Source organism: Bacteroidales bacterium, assembly GCA_035647615.1.
GTDB lineage: Bacteria > Bacteroidota > Bacteroidia > Bacteroidales > 4484-276 > SABY01.
In genome coordinates this window covers 72,192-96,281 of the sequence record DASRND010000025.1, presented here as the reverse complement: position 1 = coordinate 96,281, position 24,090 = coordinate 72,192, and the positions used below count along the sequence as shown (strand labels likewise).

General features: G+C 47.4%; 12 protein-coding genes and 1 tRNA gene. 7 read left to right on the top strand and 6 right to left on the bottom strand.

All coding sequences use genetic code 11. The annotated features are described in order from the left end of the window. Positions 1–28: 28 nt before the first annotated feature. Together VFC92_08220 and VFC92_08215 are read right to left on the bottom strand one after the other, a co-directional pair. Positions 29–1,210 (bottom strand): DUF4105 domain-containing protein, encoded by a 1,182-nt coding sequence (locus tag VFC92_08220; GenBank protein ID HZK08172.1) that lies wholly within the window; start codon positions 1,208–1,210, stop codon positions 29–31. Positions 1,211–1,235: 25 nt separating this feature from the next. After that, positions 1,236–1,616, bottom strand: a complete 381-nt coding sequence (locus tag VFC92_08215) for a DUF2116 family Zn-ribbon domain-containing protein (GenBank protein HZK08171.1) — start codon at positions 1,614–1,616, stop codon at positions 1,236–1,238. A 334-nt stretch (positions 1,617–1,950) separates the two neighbouring features. Between VFC92_08215 and VFC92_08210 the strand changes: the two genes are divergently transcribed. Next, positions 1,951–5,817 (top strand): C25 family cysteine peptidase, encoded by a 3,867-nt coding sequence (locus VFC92_08210; GenBank protein ID HZK08170.1) that lies wholly within the window; start codon positions 1,951–1,953, stop codon positions 5,815–5,817. 107 nt (positions 5,818–5,924) lie between these two features. On the opposite strand, the gene VFC92_08205 is transcribed toward VFC92_08210, so the two are convergent. Then, on the bottom strand, positions 5,925–7,688 hold the full coding sequence (locus VFC92_08205) for a T9SS type A sorting domain-containing protein (GenBank protein ID HZK08169.1): 1,764 nt from the start codon (positions 7,686–7,688) through the stop codon (positions 5,925–5,927). A 134-nt stretch (positions 7,689–7,822) separates the two neighbouring features. Then, complete coding sequence (gene hutI / locus VFC92_08200; protein ID HZK08168.1) at positions 7,823–9,076, bottom strand: imidazolonepropionase; 1,254 nt, start codon at positions 9,074–9,076, stop codon at positions 7,823–7,825. A gap of 116 nt (positions 9,077–9,192) precedes the next feature. Here hutI and VFC92_08195 point away from each other — a divergent pair, with 116 nt between their 5' ends. The 4 genes from VFC92_08195 to VFC92_08180 all read left to right on the top strand — a co-directional run bounded on the left by VFC92_08195 (position 9,193) and on the right by VFC92_08180 (position 15,670). Next, positions 9,193–11,874, top strand: coding sequence for a S8 family serine peptidase (locus VFC92_08195; GenBank protein HZK08167.1), 2,682 nt, complete (start codon positions 9,193–9,195; stop codon positions 11,872–11,874). 171 nt (positions 11,875–12,045) lie between these two features. Continuing rightward, entirely contained in the window at positions 12,046–14,157 is a 2,112-nt protein-coding gene (locus tag VFC92_08190) for a C10 family peptidase (protein ID HZK08166.1), read from the top strand. Between the two features lie 207 nt (positions 14,158–14,364). Continuing rightward, positions 14,365–14,436, top strand: a tRNA-Glu gene (locus tag VFC92_08185). A 355-nt stretch (positions 14,437–14,791) separates the two neighbouring features. Next, positions 14,792–15,670, top strand: coding sequence for a universal stress protein (locus VFC92_08180; protein HZK08165.1), 879 nt, complete (start codon positions 14,792–14,794; stop codon positions 15,668–15,670). A 104-nt stretch (positions 15,671–15,774) separates the two neighbouring features. Here VFC92_08180 and yidC read toward each other — a convergent pair whose 3' ends face one another. Beyond that, positions 15,775–17,706, bottom strand: coding sequence for a membrane protein insertase YidC (yidC, locus tag VFC92_08175; GenBank protein ID HZK08164.1), 1,932 nt, complete (start codon positions 17,704–17,706; stop codon positions 15,775–15,777). 438 nt (positions 17,707–18,144) lie between these two features. Beyond that, entirely contained in the window at positions 18,145–20,721 is a 2,577-nt protein-coding gene (locus VFC92_08170; protein ID HZK08163.1) for an SNF2-related protein, read from the bottom strand. Positions 20,722–20,886: 165 nt separating this feature from the next. Here VFC92_08170 and VFC92_08165 point away from each other — a divergent pair, with 165 nt between their 5' ends. Both VFC92_08165 and VFC92_08160 read left to right on the top strand, forming a co-directional pair. Next, positions 20,887–22,281, top strand: a complete 1,395-nt coding sequence (locus VFC92_08165; protein ID HZK08162.1) for an exonuclease domain-containing protein — start codon at positions 20,887–20,889, stop codon at positions 22,279–22,281. Between the two features lie 150 nt (positions 22,282–22,431). Next, positions 22,432–24,060 carry a hypothetical protein gene (locus VFC92_08160; protein HZK08161.1) on the top strand — a complete coding sequence of 543 codons (1,629 nt, stop codon included), beginning with the start codon at positions 22,432–22,434 and terminating at the stop codon, positions 24,058–24,060. The last annotated feature ends 30 nt before the right edge of the window (positions 24,061–24,090 follow it).

Sequence of the window (24,090 nt, the reverse complement as noted above, 5' to 3'; positions counted from 1 at the left end):
ACCCGATAAAATTTCTCATTTAGACGACCTATACCATCACTTCTTCCTCCACTCTGGTTTCTATTTTGCGAAAGCGAAACAGGCGATTTACAGTACGAAAAGCAAGCAGCGTTACTACAGGCATAAGTTCAAGCGGGAATACCTGCGGCATACGCGACCAGTTGATGATCATAAAAGAGAGCATTAGAAGATAGATGATGAGCCATATACGCAGGAGCAGTTTGCGGCGGGTGGCAATAGCCCAAATAGCCAGCACATTGAGCGGATTTGCCCAAAGCAGGTTAAAATTGAGATGCAAAGGCACATGAAGACTCCACAGCCAAAGCGACAAAAGCAGCAATCCGAGGAGGGCGCTGAATGCAAATAAAATCATGTCGATGATATCGCTGCGGCGCACGGAAGGTTTCATAACAAACGCTTCGGCAATCAGCACCAGCAAAAGCATCCAAAAGAGAATTATTGGGACGTTGGATTCCAGCAGTGCCGGCGGTGCGAAGGTTCCATCGAAAAGGCTTAGTGGCAGTGTGGCAACTCCGATGTTGGCAGCGACGTGCATGAGGCTTTCGGGCAGGAAAGTGCTTTGCAGCCGCGACATCGGCTGGTCGGCAAAAGGACCAAGCAAAAAATTGATGCCAACATTCAGCCATGCATAACCTGCAATGTAGGGTTTAAGCGCGCGTCGGTAAGTAATGCCGGTAGATTTTAGCAGCGTGTCGGACGAAACCCGATTCTGTGCAAAAAACAACACCAGATCAAAAACACGCGTAGAGCAGTTGTTGGTAAAAAAACCATAGAGATAACTGCGATTTTCGGGCAGGAGCAAAGTACTTAGCGAATCGACCAGAAGCTGAAGTGCCAAAGGATCGGCAAGCACCTGCTGCTCATAAACCCAGCGATTGTCGGCGATATATTCGGCCATGTATTGCTGGTAAGTGGAGCGGGTAATTTTGTATTTGAGCGTTCCGGCAAGAAATTTCCGATAGAATCCGTCGGTGTCTTCATCGAAGGTGCCAAAGTTGTAAACGTAGTCTGCGCCGGATTGCTCATCGCGCACACGCAAAGCGGTGTGGCCAAAAAGCGCGTAAATTTCGGAGCCGGGACCGCTGGTCAGTATCGAAACCTCGAGGGGTGGTTGCACTGGCACAAGTGTAAATTTTGGTGATTGGCCATTAACAGCCAGGTAGAATGCTCCGAACACTAAAATCAGCATCCATTTCACAGAAGTAGTTTTAAATTTATTGTTCATTGCGTCTGACCACAGCATAAAAATCGTTATCGATTGGCAGGTATCCCATTTCGTAGCAAAAGTAATAAATGCGTCCAGTCTTGGTGGTGTAGGTATTGGTAAAATAATCGAAGACAAAACCCTGCTTCACCAACATTTCCTTGTGCACGGTGTGCTTTTCGCCGGGCACCAGATCGCTCAGTATCTGACGGTTTCGGCGCAGGATGGCGTTGATGCGACGCATGTAGTTGGTGGTGGTGCGGTTTTGCTTGTTGTTCCAGGCGTTGCGACACATATCGCTACAAAACTTCTTGTCGGCGCGCCCTACGATGGGTTCTCCACATTCGGGACAGGTGCGCTGACCGGTTTCCGGATTGACTTCTGACATCATCGGTAATTTTATTAATACTCCACAAATGTAGCTTTTTCGGAAAGACATCAGGTACAAAGCGCAAAATTCTCTTTGTGCTGCGAGTGGACATCCGACATGCCAGTAAAGTGTCGGGTTGTCGGGTTGCTTGTTTTTTTGGAACTACTTTATCTTTTCCCTTTTTTCTTTTGTCTTTTATCTTTTGTCTTTTATTCTTTTGCAATTTACACCGTGACCTGTCTTTGGCTACCTTGTTTTTCTTATCATCCGGTGTCACGATTTTTGAAATAGTTGTATCTTGAGCCGCTTTTTCTAAAACAAATTTTTAATCATTATTAACCAAAATTTTTACTTTATGAAACGACTGATCTTTACTATTTTAATGCTTTCATGCATGCAGCTCATTGCTGCCGACAAGGGCTTTGAAGTTGTTTACAATCAGCCCGATGCGAAAAGCATGGAGCTGCTTTTTACAACCGGCGAAATACAGCTCGATGAGGTTGTTTACGATGGCGTAACTTATCAACAGCTGATTACTGATTTCAGGCTGCACACCGAGCAGGCCGGCTGGGCTGAAATTCCGTTTGCCACTTCGGCGCTCCAACTGGGCAATACCAAGAGTTATGATCTGAAGGTGAATCCGGGCAGCTACACCGATTACCAACTCACCCACCCGATGTTGCCTTCGCGAGGAGTAATTTATCGTGATCAGGATCCTTCGACCATCCCCTACGTCATCGACCCAAAGTCGGTCACCGACAGGTTTTATCCTGCTGAGGATGCCGAAATCACTTCACCTTATATTATTAAAGATGTGAGAGGCGCCACCGTTACCGTTTATCCGGTGCGCTACAATCCCGCACGCAACATCCTGCGGGTGTATCACACCATGACGGTGCAACTCATCGAAAACGATGCACCGGCCGTGAATCCGCACCACGCAACCACCGATATTCCGCTTCGTGAGATGATTGGTATTTACGAAAGTGCATTTATTAATTACACCTCTCCTATTACCGATCTGACCATTGCCGACAATGGCGAAATCCTGATTTACTGCACCGCCCGCGACGAGGCAGCTATGCAGCCCTACATCGACTGGAAACAGCAAAAAGGTTTTGTGGTGCACAAAGAAGTGGTGGCCACCGGCACCAATGTGGACAACCTTGTTCAGACCCAATACAACGCCAACAACAACATTCTGTACGTTTTGCTGGTTGGCGACTGGGCGGATATAAAATGCGCCAGCAGCGGCAACACTCCTACCGACCCGGTGACAGGCTGCGTGGTGGGCAACGACAACTATTTTGATATTTGTGTGGGACGTCTGGCAGCCAACAGCGCCGCCGGAGTAGCAACACAGGTAAATAAAATTGTAACCTACGAAAAAGAGCCCGACCTGGGTGCCAACTGGTACAGCAAAGCCACCGGCGTGGCCAGCAGCCAGGGCACCGGTGACGATGGTGAATACGACTACGAGCACATTCAGATTATCTACGACGACAAACTCAGCCAGTTCACCTATAACGTGCACAACGCCATCTACGACCCGGCAGCAAATCCTACCATGGTAACGGCGGCTTTGCAAACGGGCACCAGTGTTATGAACTATTGCGGCCACGGCTCATCGACTTCATGGGGAAGCTCCGGCTTCAGCAACAGCCACATCGCCAGCCTGACCAATGGCACCAAGCTGCCCATTATTTTCTCTGTTGCCTGCGTTAATGGCGCCTATCATAGCACCTACTGCTTCGCCGAAGCCTGGATGAACCAGCAGGGCGGCGGCGCGGTTGGAACGGTGATGTCCACCATCAACCAATCATGGGATCCGCCCATGCGCGGACAGGATTATTTTAATGATCTTGTCATCGGTGGCTACGACTACAACCTGCATCCCGGACAAAACGGAATCACCACCACCGAAGGACGTCACAGCTTCGGCTCGATCGTTTTTAATGGACTGGTGCTGATGATTACCGAATCGCCTGGCGACCTGGAAACGGCGCAAACCTGGATTCTCTTTGGCGACCCATCCATGCAGATACGCACCGCCACCCCCGCCAACCTTACCCATAGCAACAACGTAATGCTGGTAGGAACACCCTTTGAAACTACCATTTCAAAAAATGGAGTTCCAGTGGCTGACGCCATGGTAGCGCTTTCGCAAAATGGAACCACGATTTCGGCTATGAGCAATGCTGCTGGTTTCGTTTCTATCCCCAACAACTTTCTGCCCGGCGATGTGCAATTAGTAGTTACAGCTTTTAACTGCGCAACCATCGACGAAACCATTCAGTGCATCCCTCCTACAGGCCCCTATGTTATTTATAATAATCATGCAATCAAAGACGTGAACGGCAACAACAATGGCATCCTCGAATATTCTGATGGTGACGTGCTGCTCGATTTCACCTTGAAGAATGTGGGCGTTGCCATAGCTAATAATGTAATGGTAACCATCACCTCCACCGATCCTTACATCACCATCACCGACGGATCGCATAACTTTGGCAATATTGCTGCCGGAGCAACCAAGACCATCAGCAATGCCTTTGCTTTTACCATTGCTGGCGATGTTCCCGAAGGCCATCCCATAACGATTAACGTTGTGGCCACAGGCTCTGCTACCTGGGAAAGCCAGTGTACAATCATGGCTTATTCGGCTTTGCTCGAATACGATTCGTTTGTGATTAATGATGCTGCTGGCAACAACAATGGATTCTTAGATCCGGGCGAAACAGCAGTGCTTACAGCAACTATTGCCAACAATGGCAGCGCTGATGCTTTTGGTGTGAAGGCACAACTCCAAAGTACCGATCCATACGTATCTGTGCTTACCACAACACCACAGCTAATTGGTGATTTAACCTCAGGTAATACCGGCACAGCAAGCTTTACGGTTCATGCTGCTGCCAATACACCCTTTGGTCACACGGCTGAACTGAATATCAATATGACCGCAAATATGGGCATCAACCAACAGGATGTTCTGTCGATTCTTTTCGCTGATTACTGCGAGGCTTCTACAACCTACAATGACGAATACATCTCTAAAGTTGTTTTTGGCGACATCAATAACAGCAGCTCATGGCAGGGCGGTGTGGCTAATTACACCAACATTACTACTACGCTGGAACCTGGCGTACCTGTGCCTATTACGATCACAAACGGAAATGCCTGGAGCAGCGACAAAGTTACCGTATGGATCGACTGGAATCTTGACAAAGATTTAGGCAGCAACTCCAACGAGACCTTCGTGCTGACAAGTAACGGCGGCGGCGCAACATTTACCGGAAATATTGTTGCTCCCGCAGGGCAGCAATCCGGCCAGTATCGTATGCGCGTACGCATGACCTACAGCTCCGCTCCGGCGCCATGTGGCAATTCAAGTTATGGCGAAGTAGAAGATTACACCGTTATTATTGGCCAACCAATGAATTTGCCACCGCCCCAAAATCTTACAGCACAGGTTAGCGGCGATGATGTAACCCTCACCTGGGCCGCCCCCGAGCGACTCACGCTTAACGGTTACAATGTTTACCGGGATGGTTTGATGGTTGATCAAATGGTAACACAAACCGCATGGATCGATGCCAACTGCTCCGAAGGCAGCTACTGGTATGCCGTTACAGCTCTTTACGCCGAAGGCGAATCAGAACACTGTAATCCGGTGCAGGTGAAAATTGGTGGATTTATCGGGAAGGTTCAGGGAATGGTGCGCGATGCAACCACCAACCTATCTATACCTAACGCCTGGGTATCGGCACTCAATGGGGATTTTGGAGCGGTGACCTACGCCACTCCTTTTGGCAGCCACTACTCGCTGAGTTTGCCAGGCGGCACTTACCAACTGGTGTGTGATGCCCCCGACTATCTGCAATCATCCATTTACAATTTGGAATTGGTGAATGGCGGTACTACTACGCTGGATTTCTACCTCTATCCGGCCACCGAAGAGTTTGGAAGCCCAACCACCGGAACCGGCAATCAGGAAAACCGGAGCATCAGCATTTGGCCCAATCCGGCTGGCAATGTTCTGAATTTGGAAATTGCTGGTGGCAGCAACATCGAAATAATGAGCCCGACAGGCGTTAAGATGCTGAGCAAGGTTAATTGCAGCCAACACGAACGGATCGACGTCAGCCAGCTATCCGCAGGGATGTATTTTGTAAAAATCACTGACGGAGAAAACGTTTCCGTTCATAAGGTTACGATCAGATAAAAATCTTTTAGTTATTAATAATAAAACCGGATCATTGCTTTCGCCTTGATCCGGTTTTTATTTTTGAGGTTCTTCTTTCTGCTGTTGTCGGAGTTATCTTTCAGTCACTATTTGTATACCTTCATCCACTTTTCATTTCTGATGGTGCCATCATTAAAGATAAAACGCAAATAATACAATCCACGGGGAAGTTGCGAAACATTGACGGCATCAGAAGGATTATGAATTACGCTTACCTCAATTCCTTTACCATCAAAAAAACTAATGCTTTTGATATTGGTGACATCGTTTAAATAAATGTGGTCTGAGCCAGGATTGGGAAACAGAAGTAGCTGATTCGCTGGCTTGGAATTGGCAACGCTGGTAGGCTCGCCAAAAATGTTAAAAGCAGCACTGGTGGTGGTATCAGCACCAAATTGTTCACTTTTTACGATTAGACGCAGATGGACCTGATCGGAGCCATAATCGGGAATAACCCATTGGTGTTTGCCGTTATTGGGCAAATCCTGCGCTAACAGCCACCAGGGGCCATCAGGACCAAAGGCAGATATTTCGATGTCGACAAGACTGCTCCCCTCGGCGGGTACCGCAGAAGCCCATTTGATAAAATGTGCAGTGCCAGGATGGAAATTTTCGCCGCCCCGCGGAAAACGTGGTTGAATCCACAAACTTTCGGCAGCAGAGCTTTCTTTAAAACAAAACATCTTATTTTTATAACTATAGAACGAACCTGTCAGCGTAAGCATCACCATGTCGGGGCGGCCATTGTTGTCCAGGTCACCACCGACTTGGAAAGCCTTGGGAGTTCCACTTTCAGGAATTGTAACCGACGCATCTAATGTCCAGTTGCCGGTCCCGTCGCCGAGAAAAATATCAACAGCCGTGTTGCTCATTCCGATCAAATCAATAAAACCATCGCTGTTCATATCTTCCAAAGCAACATAGCTATAATCGCCACCGGTGGGCAAGTTACCCGAAAAGTCTACCCATTGTTCATCGAAATCAGCCCAAACGAACACTTTAGCACTTCCGTCAACCAGCACCAAAGCAAGGTCACCCGCTCCGTCATTATTAACATCGCCGGTTGAAATACTTCGGAAGCTGGAAGAAGCTCCAAGTGCCGGTAAACCAAGGTCGTTATTGACGAAATTGCCCGTTCCGTCACCAAAATAAACCGTGCCAAAAGCATGAGCTGCTGCAAAATCGAGATAACCATCATTGTTAAAATCAGCAAACTCCACCTGATTTTCTGAATTACCATCAAGAAACCCAAAGCTATGTTGCCAGGTACCATCGCCCTGGTTAAGATAAACATGCACGCCTGCCCCTGCCCCAAAGGAAATACTTACGAGGTCGAGATCGCCGTCGTTGTCCACATCCCCAAAATCGACCCCCGACATGCCATAGGTCTCGCCATTGGTGGCCAAACCTTCGTCCCAGGTAGTCCAGTTTTGAGCGGTGCCATCGCCAAGAGCCACCTCAAGAATCTGATCGCCAAAGTTGGTGGAAGAGTAGTTGTGGTGGATGCCATAACCAACGTCTTTGTGTCCGTCGCCATTCACGTCGCCAACGACAATTGAACCGTATCCAAAATCCCCATTCATAAAGTTTTCAAAATTCCCATGTCCGTCACCAAACCACACGATGATGCCGTGCTGTGTTGTTCCGAAATTAGGCGACCCATGATCGCCAACGGTGAGGATGTCGATATGGCCGTCCATATTGATATCATCCATACAGAAACCGCTGCGCCCCTTATCGAACTCCGGTGTTGTAAGCCCATTGGTTAGTCGTGTGTAAGAAAGAGGCTGGCCAAAAACCACGGCCATGTTTCCCAGAAAAAGTAAACAGATGAAAATGATCTTTTTCATAACGAAAGGTATTAATTGTTGATCACGATAAAAACAGAAAACTTCTTTTGTATTAATTGGTGAAAAAAGTTTGGATGTAATTCTAAGAGAGCTACAAATCCCCTTCGATGTTACTCTTCGCACCTGGCTTTTCTTTACACAATCTTCCCATTTAAAATCACCTTTTCCACTTTATTCGCACCAAAATAATAGGGCATGTAGGCTATGGAAGGTATGGGTCGGGTGATGAAAAGATTGGCTTTTTTGCCGATGGCGATGGTGCCCAGCTCGTCGCTGAGGCCCATGGCATAGGCGGTGTTGAGGGTGGTAGCGTTGATGGCTTCTTCGGGTGTGAGGCGGTAGAGTATGCAAGCCATCGAGAGGATAAGCTGCATGTTGCCCGACGGTGAAGAGCCGGGGTTAAAATCGCTGGCCATCGCTACGGGCAGTCCTGCATCAATCATACGGCGGGCTGGCGACAGCTGCATGTTCAGAAAAAATGCAGCTCCGGGTAAAATAGTCGGCATCGTATCGGAGCCAAGCAGCGCCTGTATCTCAGCATCACCGGTGTATTCCAGATGGTCCACCGACAGCGCACCATATTTCACACCTACCTGTATGCCTCCGGAATAGTCGAGTTCGTTGGCATGAATCTTTGGTGGCAGCCCGTATTTCATCCCTGCATTCAGGATGCGATCGGTATCTTCGACAGTAAAAAAGCCACGATCGCAGAAGACGTCAATGTAGTCGGCAAGTTCCTCGGAGGCCACTACCGGGATCATCTCATTAATAATCATATCCACATACTCTTCCTGTCTTCCTTTGTAATCCAGCGGAACGGCATGCGCTCCCAGAAAAGTAGAAACGATGGTGAGCGGCGACAGCTCTTTGAGGCGGCGGATGACGCGCAGCATCTTCAGCTCACTTTCGGTGGTGAGGCCATAGCCGCTTTTGATCTCCACGGCACCGGTACCGTATCGGGTAATCTCTTGCAACCGCCCGAGTGCATCCTCCGTGAGTTCTTCCTCCGACATCTCCTGCAGCTTGCGGGCGCTGTTAAGAATGCCCCCGCCCCGTTTTGCTATCTCTTCGTAAGAAAGTCCTTTTATCTTATCGATGTATTCTATTTCGCGGCTGGCCGGATACACCAAATGTGTATGCGAATCGCAGAATGCAGGGAACACCATTCCGCCGGCAGCATCTATCGTTTGATAATTGTTTTGGTTTTGCAACTCAGGCAACTTCGACAAATCAGTCATCTTACCAAATTTGTTGATTTTGCCATCCGACAGGTAAATAAAGGCATCGTCGATGGTTCCCAGCTCCGACATTTCCTTACCAGAAGCTTTGCTCCGTAGCGAGTTATCAACCTGGACGAGTGTTTTAATGTTCTTAATCAGGATATTCATTATCATTTTATTGATGAGTTTTAAAATTTTTTAATAATTTTGCGCTTCCGAGTGTTTATTAAATACTGATTATCAATAGTGTAATCATTTAACTAATCGAAAATAAAAGCGAAAACATGAAAAAGTTTACTTCAAGAATGCTCAAGCCGCTGTTATTCACCTTACTGGCAACGATGCTTTTAAGTGTGCAAACAATGGCACAAAACTATGAAAAGTATTACATCGATGGCAGTTTGTACGTCAAATTCATCGATTCCTACACGCACAACCTACAGGTTGATGCTAACAAAACCGTAAGCCTTACCGATGCCGCTTACTTTGCTGAATTTGTCGAAGCTTTTGATGTACAAGCTATCACCCGTCCTTTCGACTATCGTAATGATAATAAACTGTTACAAACCTTCGAAATGAAGCTTCGCGACCACTATCGGCTGGAAGAAGCTATCGCCGCGCTGGAACAACACCCGGAAATAGAATATGCTGAGAAAGTCACGATGCAATACATCGATTATAAACCCAACGACACACTTTACAATCTGGTGAGTGGCCTCAACAACTGGAACTGGCATCTGGATGTAATTAAAGCAGAACAAGCCTGGGACATCACACATGGCGATCCGGAAATAAAAGTAGCCATTGTCGACAATGCTATCTGGTCTATCCATCCTGACCTTGCCGACAAAATCGTGCTGCAGCGTGATGTGATGAATAATACCAATAGCTCCAATCCTCCCGCTGGTGGCGATCCAGGCGAGTGGTCGCACGGAACACACTGCTCGGGTTTGGCTACCGCCATCACCGACAACGAAATAGGCGTAGCTGGCATTGGTTTCAACACAAGCATTATTGCCGTAAAGGCTGCCAACGACAATAGCCCCAACGGCATCTACGGACAGTACGGCATGTCGTGGGCCATGAACAATGGCGCTCACGTCATCAGCATGTCCTACGGCGGTCCCGGGTTCAACAACACCGTGCAAAACCTCATCAATGCAGGACACAGCGACGGAATCGTATTCGTAGCTGCTGCAGGTAACGACGACAACGACCTATTGCATTATCCTTCGGCCTACAACCACGTGATTTCGGTTGCAGCAACAGACGAAAATGACAAGAAAGCCGATTTTTCCAACTTCAGTGTATCAGTTGACGTGTCTGCCCCGGGCGGTTCCGGAACCAACGGCCCATCCGGATTGCTCAGCAGCACCTGGGATTTTACCATACGCGGATATTACGACACTTATTCCGGCACCTCGATGGCGTGCCCCATGGTAGCAGGACTTTGCAGCCTTATTCTTTCCATCAATCCTGATCTTTCACCCGACAACGTAGAGGAAATACTGAAAACCACCTCCGACGATATCTATGAGCTGAACCCCGACTATGTTGGCATGCTTGGCGCAGGACGCATTAACGCATACCAGGCTGTGATCGCTGTTCCTTACACACCGGTAGTCGACTTTAAGGCTGATGTTCCTTTGATCACTCCCGGCTCAGCAGTTAATTTTACTGATCTTTCTTTGGGAATTCCCTCTACCTGGAACTGGACATTCGAGGGCGGCGTTCCGGCTACCTCTTCCAACCCCAATCCTACTGTAAGTTATGCCAATGCAGGTACCTATAACGTAACCCTTACAGTATCCAACGATTTCGGATCAACAACGATAACAAAAGAAGATTTTATTGAGGTTACTACTACTCCCGCCCCTTATGTAATTTTTGCGGTAAGCGATACCAATGCCTGTATTCTGGATGCGGTAATTTTTGAAGATATGTCGCTTTATCAGCCTGTCTCCTGGCTGTGGGATATTCAGCCAACCGAATATTTATTTCTCGAAAACACTTCGGCTACTTCACAGAATCCAATCATTGAATTTCTGGAGCCAGGCGAATACACCATCAGCCTCACCGCTACCAACGCCAATGGCAGCAACACTTCTACCTATATAGATTTTATGAACATCTCCGGCATGGTACTTTCGTTTGAGACTGGTTTTGAAGATGGTACTACTACGGATTTTGAACTCATAGCCGGCCCCAAAGCCAGAATCAGTTTAGATAGTCGCGCTGCTAATACAGGAGCGTTCGGATTGCATTTTACCGGCCACACTGCATTGCAAGGCTGGCAGGGTGGCCCCACCAATACCACCCCCGAACAGGCATGGGATGTCAACACCGATTTCCAATCTTCAGCTTATGTCTGCAACATAAACGCTACTGAATTTGTGTGGCTATCCATGAGTCTCGATCTGAAACAAACTTTCAGCCTGGGCAACAAACTTTCATGGTTCAGAGTGCTGGCGAACGATACTGTGCAGGTCCCCAATGAATTCGGTGTGCTGAACTTTAATCCCGAAACCAATGAAGATCCTTTTGTAGTGCAAAACTTTATCCTGGATTCATGGGCCGGCACCTATTTTACACTGACGCTTAATGCAAGCTGCCGCCTGATTGATAAATTCTTCAATGAAGGAGATAACGTTTTTGTGGATAATGTAACTATCACGGGAAGTATGGTGGGCATAGCCGAGCCTGTAGAAGTGCCTTTCGATATCACTGCAGTGTATCCCAATCCTGCCAAAGACAACATCGTAGTAAGCTATTTTACCAACACACCGACTCAGGTTCAGGTGCGCTTATCATCCATCACCGGACAGTTGGTTCACACCTCACAACACAGCGCTCACAACGGAAACAATACACTTACCATCGACGTATCGCAGTTGCCACAAGGCATGTATGTGATGACGGTGGAAAGCTCTAATGGTGTTACCACTAAAAAGGTTATTGTGGAATAACACATTATCTTTAATATTAAGCAAAAAAGGCGATTCGATTAAGGGTCGCCTTTTTTGTTTTCTCCTAAATCTTAATATCAAAAAACTCATTCAGCCTGGTATTGGAAATTTGTTTTGCAATATTTAACTAATTTTGCACGCTAACAATTTTACAAAAAGCTATAAATTATTATGAAGAATAGATTTTTACTGCTTTCGCTGATGCTGCTTTTTTTGCAGATAACTTTTGCCGGCAACCCTGTATCGGTCAATGATGCCGAACGTGTCGCGCATAATATCTATTTCGAGCGAAGCTATCAGCAACAACCCATCGAATATGCGGCCGTGGCCACTACCGATATCCGTACAGTAGAAGATGACAACGGAGCTGCTGCTCTCTACATCTTTAATATCAAAAATGGTGGTTTCGTCATCGTTCCTGCCGACGATGCTATGCCTCCCGTCATTGGATATGATCTTGCAGGAATCTGTTCGGATGCCGGCATCAATACCAACTTCGACAGCTTTCTGGAAACTTACGTAAATGAGATCGAATACATTCGCAGCGGCGCCATCGAAGCTGAAGCGTCAGTTAGCGATGCATGGCAGAAATATTCGACAGATAACCCCAGTACTTTATGCACCAAAAGCAACGAGCGGGGTGTACCGCCGCTGCTTATCAATTTGTGGAACCAGGACAGCCCTTACAATATGTATTGTCCGGCCGATCCGACAGGGCCCGGCGGGCACGTGTATGCCGGATGCGTGGCTACTGCCATGTCGATGGTGATGCATTACTGGCGCTACCCGCTGCAGGGAACCGGCAGCCATGGCTACACCTGGGGAAGCTACGGCTACATATTTGCCAACTTTGGTGAAACTGAGTACATTTATAACAACATGCAGGAAAAGATGGACAACGAGATGACAGACATCGCGCTGTTGCAGTTTCACTGTGGTGTGGCTGTAGAAATGATGTACAGTACCAGCGGCTCCGGCGCGTATAGCGGGGATGTTCCGGGTGCCATCAAACAGTATTTTGGATATTCGAGCAGCGCTACTATAAAACAAAAACAGAACTACACCAACACCGGCTGGGTTGACCTTTTGAAAGGACAGATCGATGCCGGACAACCGATGTACTACTCCGGGTACAACAACAGCGGTGGCCACGCCTTCTGTTGTGATGGCTACGATGATGCCAATCTTTTTCATTTCAACTTTGGCTGGAGTGGAAGCTCAAACGGGTTTTACACCCTGAGCAGTGTCGGCGGCTTTAGCGGCGGACAGGCAGCGGTGATCAATTTTGTTCCCGGCGGTGATTATCCATACAACCACACAGGCCAGCAACTAATCACAGGCAGCTCCGGTTCGATAGAAGACGGCAGCGGCCCGGTAGAAAATTACGCTTCCGACAACGAAATAAGCTGGCTCATCGCCCCGCAGTCGCCCGAAGACTCTGTTTCGTCAATCACTTTGGAATTTAAACGTTTTGATATTGCTGAAGATGATGAGTTGACCATTTATGATGGCGCCTCAGCCAGCGCATCCCTTTTAGGAACCTATACCGGAAGCAACCTGCCACCGGTAATTAATTCATCGGGTAACGAATTGTTGTTGGTGCTCAAAAGTAGTAGTGGCCCCACCGCCAATGGTTTCCTTGCCGAATACACTTCGCAACATCCTACCTGGTGCAAAGGCCTTACGGTGCTCACCGAGCCAATGGACGAAATCAGCGATGGCAGCTTACACTTCAACTACTCCCACAATAAAATGTGTAAATGGATGATCATGCCAACAGAACCTGGCGAAACCACTTTGCATTTTACCGCTTTCGACACCGAGCCAATCAATGATAAGCTTTTGATCTATGACCAGGCCAACATGCAGCTCCTGGCCGAATATTCCGGTAACTACACCCCCGATAATTTACCCCCGCCAGTTACGTCGCCCAGCGGAAAGTTCTATCTCATTTTTATTACCGATAAATCTATTTCCGGTCAGGGATGGGAAGCCTGGTATGCTCCCGAAACGGTAGGAATAACTTCTGGCCCCGACGAAACCAACCAGATACAACTCTTCCCCAACCCTGCTGCTGATATGGTAACCATTGGCCTGCCAACGGCAACTTCCGCCAGCACAGCAATTACTATTTATAGCCTGGATGGTAAAAAAGTATTTGCCGGCCAAACTGACGGAAACAGCAACTACACCTTCAGCGTAGCCGATTTCAGACCAGGTATTTATATTGTGATTGCCCGGAGCGGTGAAATGTTCTACCGCAAAGAGCTGGCAGTGTATTAACCGTTTTTGCATCAAATTAAATCCACCACCGGCTTTCTTTTTTTGATAAAGATGCCGGTGGTGGGTTCTAAAAAAAGCAAATCTCTTTGCTTCAAAGGAAAAACATCATTTTATTTTACAAAAAGAGGAAAATAATTTGCTTGTTTAAAAATTAAAATTACTTTTGCAGCCGTTTTCAAATGAAAGCGTAAGTTCTTCAACATTAATGGCCCGTTCGTCTAGCGGTTAGGACGCCAGGTTTTCATCCTGGTAGCAGGGGTTCGATTCCCCTACGGGCTACAACTCAAAATTTAAACCCGTTGTTAATCAATTAATTAGCAACGGTTTTTTTCATAGGGGAAACATATCAGGGAACAAATCGGCACTTTTTAGCATCTTTCTTATTAAACCGTGGATCTTTTATCACATACCGGTTGCAAAAATTGAGGTTTGAACGTTTTAGTGACCGGGATCCCAATCGTTTTTCTTACTCCTGTCGGATTTTAAAATCCAAATAAGTCCCACTATCAAAAACCCAATAACCCGACAACTTCTTCCCCATTCCAACAACCTGTCTAATTTCAAAAAATTCAAAAAAAACTGTCGCCCGTCATAGGAATTTGTACATTTGTTTTTCACTAACACCTAAATGATCATGAGAAAAATACTTGTCCCTGTCGATTTTTCTGAACATACACCAACAGTATGTAAATTTGCCCTCGAGGTTATCAAAACCACAGGCGGCGAGCTTCGGCTGTTTCATGCCTATTTCGACTTTATGATCGTACACAACAGCGGCATCCCATATAGCATCCATGCCGGCGAGATGTACAATCAGGAAATGCTCACCAAGATTCGTGAGGATGCCAAAGCTGACATGGAAAAACTGGTGGCGAGCCTCAGAGAACAGCTTGTGAATGAAAACATCACCAACGTCACCATTGTGCAAACCCTCACCGGCGGAATGCCCGAGGAGGAAATCCTAAACATCTCCGAGACGTATGCTCCCAACCTCATCATCATGGGAACGCGGGGCAAAGGCGGAAAAGACATCCTTACAGGAAAGGTATCGTCGAATGTAGTAAAGAATGCCGAATGCCGCATCCTTACGGTACCTCGCGAAGCCCAATACAAAGGCTTCCAAAATATTCTCTACACCACCGACTTCAACGATGAGGACGACAGCGATTTGCAGCGACTTATCGAACTACTCAGGTATTATAACCCGAAAATCCACTGTATCCACATCGATATCGACGACGATTATCCTGCCGACGCTGCCCGTATGCAGAACCTACAGAAGCTGTTTCCCGCCGAGGTGGCCAAAGGCTCTCCTATTACTTTCGAGGTAATTCGTCATGATGATTTTTTGGAGGGTGTAAATGAATATGTCGGAGCACATCAAATCGATCTCATCGCAGTGGTAAACCACCGCAGAAGTTTCCTCAAGCGCTTGTTTACCAAGGATCACACCCGCGAGCTGTTATCTGCCAGCGACTTGCCAATGTTTATCTTTCCGGGTAAGGTAAATTGAGAGTTTGAAAAGTCATAACCTACAGCAGTGCTGGCGCAAACCCAAAAGCTATGAATATCTGCTTCAGGTTCAGACAGCAGGCACAATGTGACGAATAAGTGTGTTTATTTCCGCTTGCCGGTTTTAGGATCGACACCACGCTGTTTGGCAATCTCTTCGAGGCGATGCTGGAACTTTGACTTCTTTAAAGGCTTCTTCTTATTGGCCAGAATTTGTGCCCTGATCTTATCTTCGTCGATGGTTCGCCGAATGAGAAATATCTGGGCAAAGGTTATCAGGTTGGCCAGCAGGTAATAATAACTAAGCCCGGAAGCATAATTATTAAATATCCCCAAAAACATCACCGGCATTATGTACATCATTATTTTCATGCCGGGCATCTGCGCATTTGCAGAACCCATCATCTCGTTGTTTACTTTGGTATAGATGATTGTGGAGATGGTCATCAATAAGGTGAAAAGGCTCACATGGTCGCCGTAAAACGGTATGCTAAATGGCAAATCCAGAATAGAGTCGTAGCTCGAAAGGTCGTGCGCCCAAAGGAAAGATTCCTGGCGCAGCTCTATCGAGGAAGGGAAAAACCTGAACATGGCGATCAAAATCGGAAACTGCAGCAACATAGGCAGACATCCAGCCATCGGGTTTACGCCCACCTTTTTGTAAAGCGCCATGGTTTCCTGTTGCTTTTTCATCGCATCCTCGGTTTTTGGATATTTCTTGTTGATCTCCTCCACTTCGGGTTTAAGCACCCGCATGCGCGCCGACGACTTGTAGGTTTTATAAGCAATCGGAAACAGCACCAATTTGAGCAACACGGTAAGAATGAGGATGACGATGCCATAACTCCACCCATAGCCGCCCAGCCAGTCGAAAACGGGTATCACTGCGTATTGGTTTATCCATGCAAGCAAGAAGAACCCCCAGCCCAACGGCACCTGCCGCTCAAGTTGCATATGAAATTTTTTGAGTGTGCTGTATTTGTTAGGGCCAAAATAAAATTGGGCTCCAAAGGATTGGGTTGGAGTGTTGTTGTATGGTATTGCGATAAGCGCCTGCATTGTCCTGAGATAATGCTTGTCTGTTTGTTCTAAATCAGTAAAGGTATTAATCTGTGCATTGGGGAAAGCCTGGTCGGCGATAATGGTGGAAAGGAAAAACCGTGACTTAAAAGAGATCCACTTTATCTGACTGGATAGCTTTTCTTCTACATTTTTCCGTTCGGAGAGGTAATCAACATCGTCCTGGATATATTTGTAATAGATGGTAGATTCGTTTCGCTCGTTGTCGAGACTAGCCTCCTGACGCCGCAGGTCAGCTTTCCAGTTCAAATCGAAGTAGGCGGTTTCGGCATCTATCACCTGATTCATCCCTACAATGTTGAGCTTGTAATCCATCATGTATTTATCACCGTAGAGCGTGTACACATATTCGATGTAGCTGCCGGAGGCGCCGTCGGGATGCAGACGCATGGCAAAGGTAAGGCTGTCGTCGCCGGCCACAAACAGGGAATCCTGTCCGTCAAAACGGCTGTCGGTATAATGTGGTGTAAAATAAAGATCGTTGGTATTGATGCTGCGGTTGGCCGAGAAAAAGGTGTAGCCAAACCGTGTATCGTCGTTGTTGTATAGAAATAGTGGTAGCGAGTCGTAGGTTTGGTAATTTTTCAACTCCACGTTGACGATTTTCCCACCTTTAGACGAAAGAAAAAGTTTTATTTTTTCATTTTCAAGAATAAAACCATCGTCGTCACCGGTTGCTGCGCCGGCAAAGTACCCCAGGCGATTGACCACGGCTGCCTGCTGTATGGAATCTAATGCCGCTGCAACATCGGGCTGAATGGCTTGTTGCTCTGGCTGCTGTAACTGGCGTTCGCGCAGGAGTGAGTCGAACCGAGCCTGCCCGGCGCGCACCATGCTGATGGAGTCGGCAACATGCTGACGTTGCAGAAGTTCTTCTTCTGATGGTTTAGTGAAGTAAATGTAGCCAACAAAGATGGCGAAGATTAAAACGAGTCCTGTAATTGTATTTCTATCCATTAACAGTCGGTACTTAGCGAGTAAAAAACTATAGTAAAAACGGGCGCAAAGATAGGCTTTTTTATTGGCGGCTCACAAGGAAAGCAAGTCTTCAGTCGACAGACAACAGCCGGCAGTCCAAAGGCGGAAGCCCGCATTCAGCAGAAGTTATGTTTAGGTTGGTGATCTGCAAATGAAAATTTAAGCTTGACTTAAACTTCCGAAAGGAATAATTAATATTTGCACAGTGTAACACATTGTTTTACACAGAGCACCGGCTTGAGCTTTTCGAAAGCAAACATTTTGCAACTTTACAAATAAAAACTTGTGAAGCCACTTGGAAACAACGAACAATCCCGCATTTGCTGGAAGCGTAGCGAAATCCCGAGAGACTTGCGATTCGGAAAACAAACGACGAACAACACTTGCCCTGAACGCAGCCGAAGGGAACAACGAACATTACCCCTTCCCGGTGATTTTAAATTTTAAAGTCAACTCCCCGGTTTCAGAATCAAATTTCATCAGATCGTCGGAGATTTGAATTTGCTGCCCCGTGGTAATTTTGAATAATTGCGAAAAAAACTCGGCAGCACTGCGCATTATCGGCTCCACTTGCTGATGATCCAGCGGATTCTCGTTTTTGATCTTTCTGGCCGGCTGCTTAATGGTAACAGAACCCGAGGATGAATCTTCAAATTCGTCGGCGGCAAAATCCATCAAAATTTGCCCCGGAGTTGCTTTAAGGGCAACATCTTCGGGAGACTCAGGCTTGAGGTCGGCAATTACCCGGGTAAGCGCCTGGCGGTAGGTTTGGCGCAACGTCAGCGGCGGAACTTCCGCGGGAGCAGTGGCTGTATCAGCACGCCAGGGCAAAAGACCCTCCGCCATTTTTTCTTCAAGGGTTCCTTCAGCAACCAGGTTAATGATCGTGAGGTTTGAAGGAAGCTGCATCGCCAGTGGAGCACTATTTTGCGGAAGCTCAAAATTTATCAGCGTATCTGCGGCAAGCAGCTCCTGCCGCCCAAGTGCTTTGGTGGTGGTAAGTAATATCCTGCATTGATCATCTTCTATAAAACGAGTCAGCGCGGCCGAGCGCTCAGCTTCTGGCATATCTATATTAAGCTCGGCGAACACAAACCGACCAAGCCGCAGCGTCCGCGCTATAATGTTGGCCATCTTTATCCAGCGTGTGGCAATAATTACGCGGTGGTTGCTTTTGCGTATGTGCAGTTTGTACGAAAGGATGTGCTTTAGCTCGCTGAGCTTGGGTGAACTATTGGTGGTGTCGTCGACCAGAAAAGTAGAGTTGCCGATCTGCAACATCAATTTAAGGATGTCGGCTACCTTTTGCTCATCAAAAAGCGTAAAGATTTTCTGATTTAAAATTTCCAGCACCTGACGGGCATATTTCTGATATCTGCTAATCTGATTCTCCGACATCTTAACGGGTGCAGTAATCTGGCTTGATCCGGGCAATTGACTGATCACATCCTTTTTTTCGCGCCGCAGCATCACCTTGCTCAGCCTTTGTTCGAGCTGTTCCAGGTTGTAGTAGGCGGCCACCACATTTGTGTTGTCTTCATCAAAATAGCAATGCTGATAAGAAAATTCCCACAAGGGCGCCAATAACTCAGCATCCACAAACATGACAATAGAATAGAGATCGATAAGCTCCGAGCTGAGCGGAGTAGCCGAGAGCACCAGCGCATGTTTTCGCGGAAGCGATTTGATGACCAACGAAGTGACGGATGCATAGTCGCGGATGCGCTGCGCTTCGTCGAGGATGATGAAGTCGGGAGGGTTATTTGCGATAAGCTGTCGATCGCGCATAACCATTTCATAGCTTACGATGATGAAACCTGCAGCGCCATACAAAGCTTCCCGCCCGGCAGGGGCGCCTGCAACAATCTGAACAGGCTCGCTGCTGTAGCGAAGGACATCGTTTTTCCACTGCTGCTTTAGCGTAGCCGGACAAATAATAAGTATGCGATTAAAACCAAAAACATCTTTTTTCATCACCGCAGTAGCGATGGCTTGCAGCGGCTTGTCAAGCTCCATATCGTCGGCCAGCACAACTCCTTTTTTAAATGTGGAAAACTCCACCCCTTGGCGCTGAAAAGGCAGCAATTGCGCTTTTATCAAAGAGAAGTCGAGCACTTTTTCTTTTGCCAGACGCAGCAGTTCCTCCTCCTCCGCCAACTTTTGCACACGCGCATACACTTCGGGGCGCACAAGGATTTCTTTGTAACGATCGACTACATTAAAAAAACCAAGCAAACCCAAAGCCTCCTCATCCGTTACAAACCTTTTGTTTCCAAAATAACGGTACAACACTTCGGCCACTTCGCCCTGCACTCCTTCGGGATAAAACCAACTGATGCGGTAGTTGTGCAGTGGGTCGCAAAAAACCTCGATAAAAGGATAACGCGGCAATTCGTGCGGCTTAAGATCGGGATTTACCGTGGTGCGATCGAAAGCATAGAGGAGATGCTTACAGGTTCCCAGTTTGTTGGTATTATAATCAGGACAGGAGCAGTAGCCGTATTTTTGTTTGAAATTGCGAAAAGTGAGATGATAGCTGGTGCCGCGCTCGTTGGTTAGGATATGCTCGCCATAAATATTGTCGGCAAAATGAAGTGTATAGTCCGCTTGGCGAGCTTTTTCGATGCGTTCAGTCATCACCCGTTTTATCATGCCGCGGCGGGTATATTTCAGGCCGGGCTGGGTTGGTTTGTCTTCGTTGAGCGACATCAGCTCATAAAGCTGCATGTAGGCAGCAGCGCGGTGCCGGCAAATGGCGCCGGCGTTGCAGGTGCAGGTGGCGGTCGGCACTTCGGCAGTATTGATTTTTACAAGAAAATTTCCATACTTATCGTTCACCGAAAATTCGTGCAGGTGCTCCGATTCGATAAGCTGCGTGCATTGTCCGTTGAGGTAGAGGCTTTGCCCTTGCCGGTAAATCAAGTTGCCCGACGATGCGTCGGAAGATAGTTTTGCCAGCAATTCTTTGATGGCTTTTTGTGTGAGTTCGCTCATTTTGTTTTATGCTTTACAGAAAGCTGACAAAGCTAAAAAACTTCCGGCGTCAGTAGCAGAGAATGGTATTTTTATTTTTATAATGAAATTCAGACGGAAACAAATTCCTGGAAATTTACAATAACTTTGGAGCCTAAAAGTTGAGATATTGTTCAGAATAAAACCATGAGTATCACCAAATCATCAGGGCAGCGTTTTGCCATTGTCGACATCGAAACCACAGGTGCCAGCTACAAAACAGGCAAGATTACCGAAGTGGCTATTATCATTCACGACGGTCGCGCGATTGTGGACGAATTTACCACACTGATCAATCCCGAACAAAAAATTGATTATCGCATCCAGCAGCTCACCGGCATCAGCGACCGCATGGTAGCAGAGGCGCCTAAGTTTTATGAAGTGGCGCGGCAAATTGTTGAGATCACCGAAGATTGCATTTTTGTGGCACACAACGTCAGCTTCGACTACAACTTTATCCGGCAGGAGTTCATGAGTCTCGGCTACGATTACCATCGCGAGAAGCTGTGCACTGTTAAACTGAGCCGAAAGCTCATCCCCTTTCACAAATCCTACAGCCTGGGCAATATCTGCGCCGACCTGAACATCGAAAACCCGCACCGGCACCGCGCTTATGGCGACGCCCGCGCCACGACAACGCTTTTCGAAATGCTGTTGAGCATCGATCCCAACCTCACCGGATTGTCGTTGCAGGGGCTGAGCAGCAACCTAAAACCCGAGGTAATACGCTCGCTGCCCGAAGCCTGCGGTGTCTATTACTTTCTGGACGATCAGCACAACATTATTTATGTTGGCAAAAGCAAAAATATCCACAGCCGCGTGCTGTCGCATCTTTCTAACTGCACCACCAAGCGTGCGCTGGAGATGAAAAACAAGGTGGCGCACATCGACTATGAGCTTACCGGCAACGAGCTGATAGCGCTGCTTCTCGAATCGCACGAAATACAACGCCACCTGCCCATCTACAATCGTGCACAGCGACGTACCATGTTTAACTTCGGGTTGTTTACCGACCTCGACGATCAAGGCTATCTAAATCTGAAACTTTGCAAACTCGACGATTGCGAAGGGCAGGCGCCCCTCACCACCTTCAACTCTATGCAGGCGGGCAAGAATTTCCTGTTTCAGCTGTGCGAAGATTATCAGCTCTGCCAGAAGCTTTGTCATCTTTACAATACCCCTGGCTCCTGTTTTCAATATAAAATAAAAGAATGCCTTGGCGCCTGTATTGGCGAAGAAAGTCCGGACAGCTACAATGCGCGCGTTCAGCAGATAATAGATCGATACGAATATTCGCAGCCAAACTTTTTGCTGCTGGGCGACGGTCGCAGCAACGAGGAATGCTCGGTGGTGTGGGTGGAGCAGGGACGCTACCACGGCTTCGGCTTTGCCCCGCGCGACATCAACGGCTTCGACCAGATCGGCTACCTGAAAGAGGCAGTAAAACCCTACACCGAAAACAAATATGTCCATTCCATACTGCGCAGCCATCTCGAAAAATGCCCGTCAAAATACATCATCGCGCTCAGCGACAAAGAGTAGGAAAACTTTATTAAAAGTCAGTACTTTTTAATAGCCACGGGTTTTAACCCGGATAAAAATGAGTTTAAAATTACCTCCCCCATCAAAACACGCCTGCCTCTTAGTCGCGCTTTTTACTATTTTTGAGCCTCCATATTTTTTTTAGCAGCTATGAAGCACTCCTACCTTTATTTAATAATAGCGCTTGGCGCGATAACGATAGCGATGACGTCCTGCAAGGTGAAAAAACTCACCAAACAGGCGCAGCAATACGAAGCCGCTGGCATGTACCGGCAGGCTGCCGAGTCTTACCTTTCGGCACTAAAGCGAAAGCCTGACAAACCCGACCTGAACATCAGTCTGCGGCGTACCGGCCAGCTTTACCTCGATGAACTTTCAGCTCAGGGACGCAGCGCCTTTCAACGCAACGACTTCCGTGAAACCGTTTACAATTACCTCTCGTCCGTCGATATGATCCACCGGCTCGAAAGTGCCGGCCTAAAGCTGCGAATTGATCCGGCTTTGGAGCGCTGCTATCAGGATGCCAAGGATAATTATCTCGAAGAGCGCTATGATGCAGGCTTGCGAATGATCACCGAGCAGAATTTTGAGTCGGCAAAAGATGTATTTGAAGAAATCGCAAAAATAGATGCCAGCTACCGCGACACTCGTTCGTACCTCAACAAAGCCACTTTTGAACCGCTCTACCGCGACGGTACAAAGCTTTACAGCGAAGGAAAGTATATGGATGCTTATCGCAAATGGGATTTTATCTATAAAAAAGATGCCGGCTACAAAGACACCAAATCTCGCATGGAACAAGCGCTAAACGATCGCTACAACGAAGGAACCCTGCTGCTGATGCAGGAAAACTTCGATCAGGCAGCCCTGGCGCTCGGCGACGTGCACAGTGTTAACCCCAACTACCGCGAAGTACATGTCCAATACATCGAAGCCCGCAACGAACCACTCTATCGGCGCGCCAAACAGGAAATGCAGACTGGGAAATGTCGTTCGGCATATTATGATTTTAATAATATCATCGCGGATGCCGCCACTTACAAAGATGCCGGTACACTTCGCGACAACGCCCTGCAGTGCGCCACCTACCCCGTGGCCATCCATGCGCCAGCCATCCGGAACAATTCCGGAGAGTCGGCACGAATTAAGAATGTTTTGTTGGAAAGTCTGCTGGCGCGCAAAAACATCTTCCTGAAAGTGTACGACCTCTCCGCGCTTGATTCGAAAATTGATAACCGCATCCTCAACCGCACCGGCCAAATCGACAACCAGGCGATGAAACAACTGGCTTCCGCCAAAAACATCAAAGCTGTTTTATTTTTAGATTTTGAAAATTATCAAAGTAAAAGTGGCGATTTAGCCAGCAACAAATTGACCGGCTATGAAAGGAAGGTCATTAAAAAAAGCGATGGCACAAGCCAGGTTTATGACCAAAAGGTAAATTACACTTCCTGGTCGCAAACCAACAGCGCTTCGCTCAAAATAAATTACCGCCTGGTATCGACAACCACAGGCGAAATTCTGCTGTCGGATGCCGTTTCGGAAACACGCACCGACGGGATCAATTACGCCACCTACGATGGTGACACCAAAAGTCTGTACCCGGCAAAATTGGTTAGCGGCGGCTGGGTGTTAGACGATGGCGGACATAACAACCTGCAGAAATTGTTACGTGGCAATACCCGTGTAAAATCGACAGAAACGTTACAATCCGAGCTTTACAACGCGCTAACCAGCAACATCGCTAAAAAGATTAATGATTTCGATCCCGAAAAATGAAACAGCTTTTGCCTTTTGATTAAAAATTTT

What these genes read in the sequence shown, in the direction of transcription:
- VFC92_08220 (HZK08172.1), bottom strand. Translation starts at nt 1,210, where the DNA reads ATGCTGATTTTAGTGTTCGGAGCATTCTACCTGGCTGTTAATGGCCAA.
- VFC92_08215 (HZK08171.1), bottom strand. Translation starts at nt 1,616, where the DNA reads ATGATGTCAGAAGTCAATCCGGAAACCGGTCAGCGCACCTGTCCCGAA.
- VFC92_08210 (HZK08170.1), top strand. Translation starts at nt 1,951, where the DNA reads ATGAAACGACTGATCTTTACTATTTTAATGCTTTCATGCATGCAGCTC.
- VFC92_08205 (HZK08169.1), bottom strand. Translation starts at nt 7,688, where the DNA reads ATGAAAAAGATCATTTTCATCTGTTTACTTTTTCTGGGAAACATGGCC.
- hutI (HZK08168.1), bottom strand. Translation starts at nt 9,076, where the DNA reads ATGAATATCCTGATTAAGAACATTAAAACACTCGTCCAGGTTGATAAC.
- VFC92_08195 (HZK08167.1), top strand. Translation starts at nt 9,193, where the DNA reads ATGAAAAAGTTTACTTCAAGAATGCTCAAGCCGCTGTTATTCACCTTA.
- VFC92_08190 (HZK08166.1), top strand. Translation starts at nt 12,046, where the DNA reads ATGAAGAATAGATTTTTACTGCTTTCGCTGATGCTGCTTTTTTTGCAG.
- VFC92_08180 (HZK08165.1), top strand. Translation starts at nt 14,792, where the DNA reads ATGAGAAAAATACTTGTCCCTGTCGATTTTTCTGAACATACACCAACA.
- yidC (HZK08164.1), bottom strand. Translation starts at nt 17,706, where the DNA reads ATGGATAGAAATACAATTACAGGACTCGTTTTAATCTTCGCCATCTTT.
- VFC92_08170 (HZK08163.1), bottom strand. Translation starts at nt 20,721, where the DNA reads ATGAGCGAACTCACACAAAAAGCCATCAAAGAATTGCTGGCAAAACTA.
- VFC92_08165 (HZK08162.1), top strand. Translation starts at nt 20,887, where the DNA reads ATGAGTATCACCAAATCATCAGGGCAGCGTTTTGCCATTGTCGACATC.
- VFC92_08160 (HZK08161.1), top strand. Translation starts at nt 22,432, where the DNA reads ATGAAGCACTCCTACCTTTATTTAATAATAGCGCTTGGCGCGATAACG.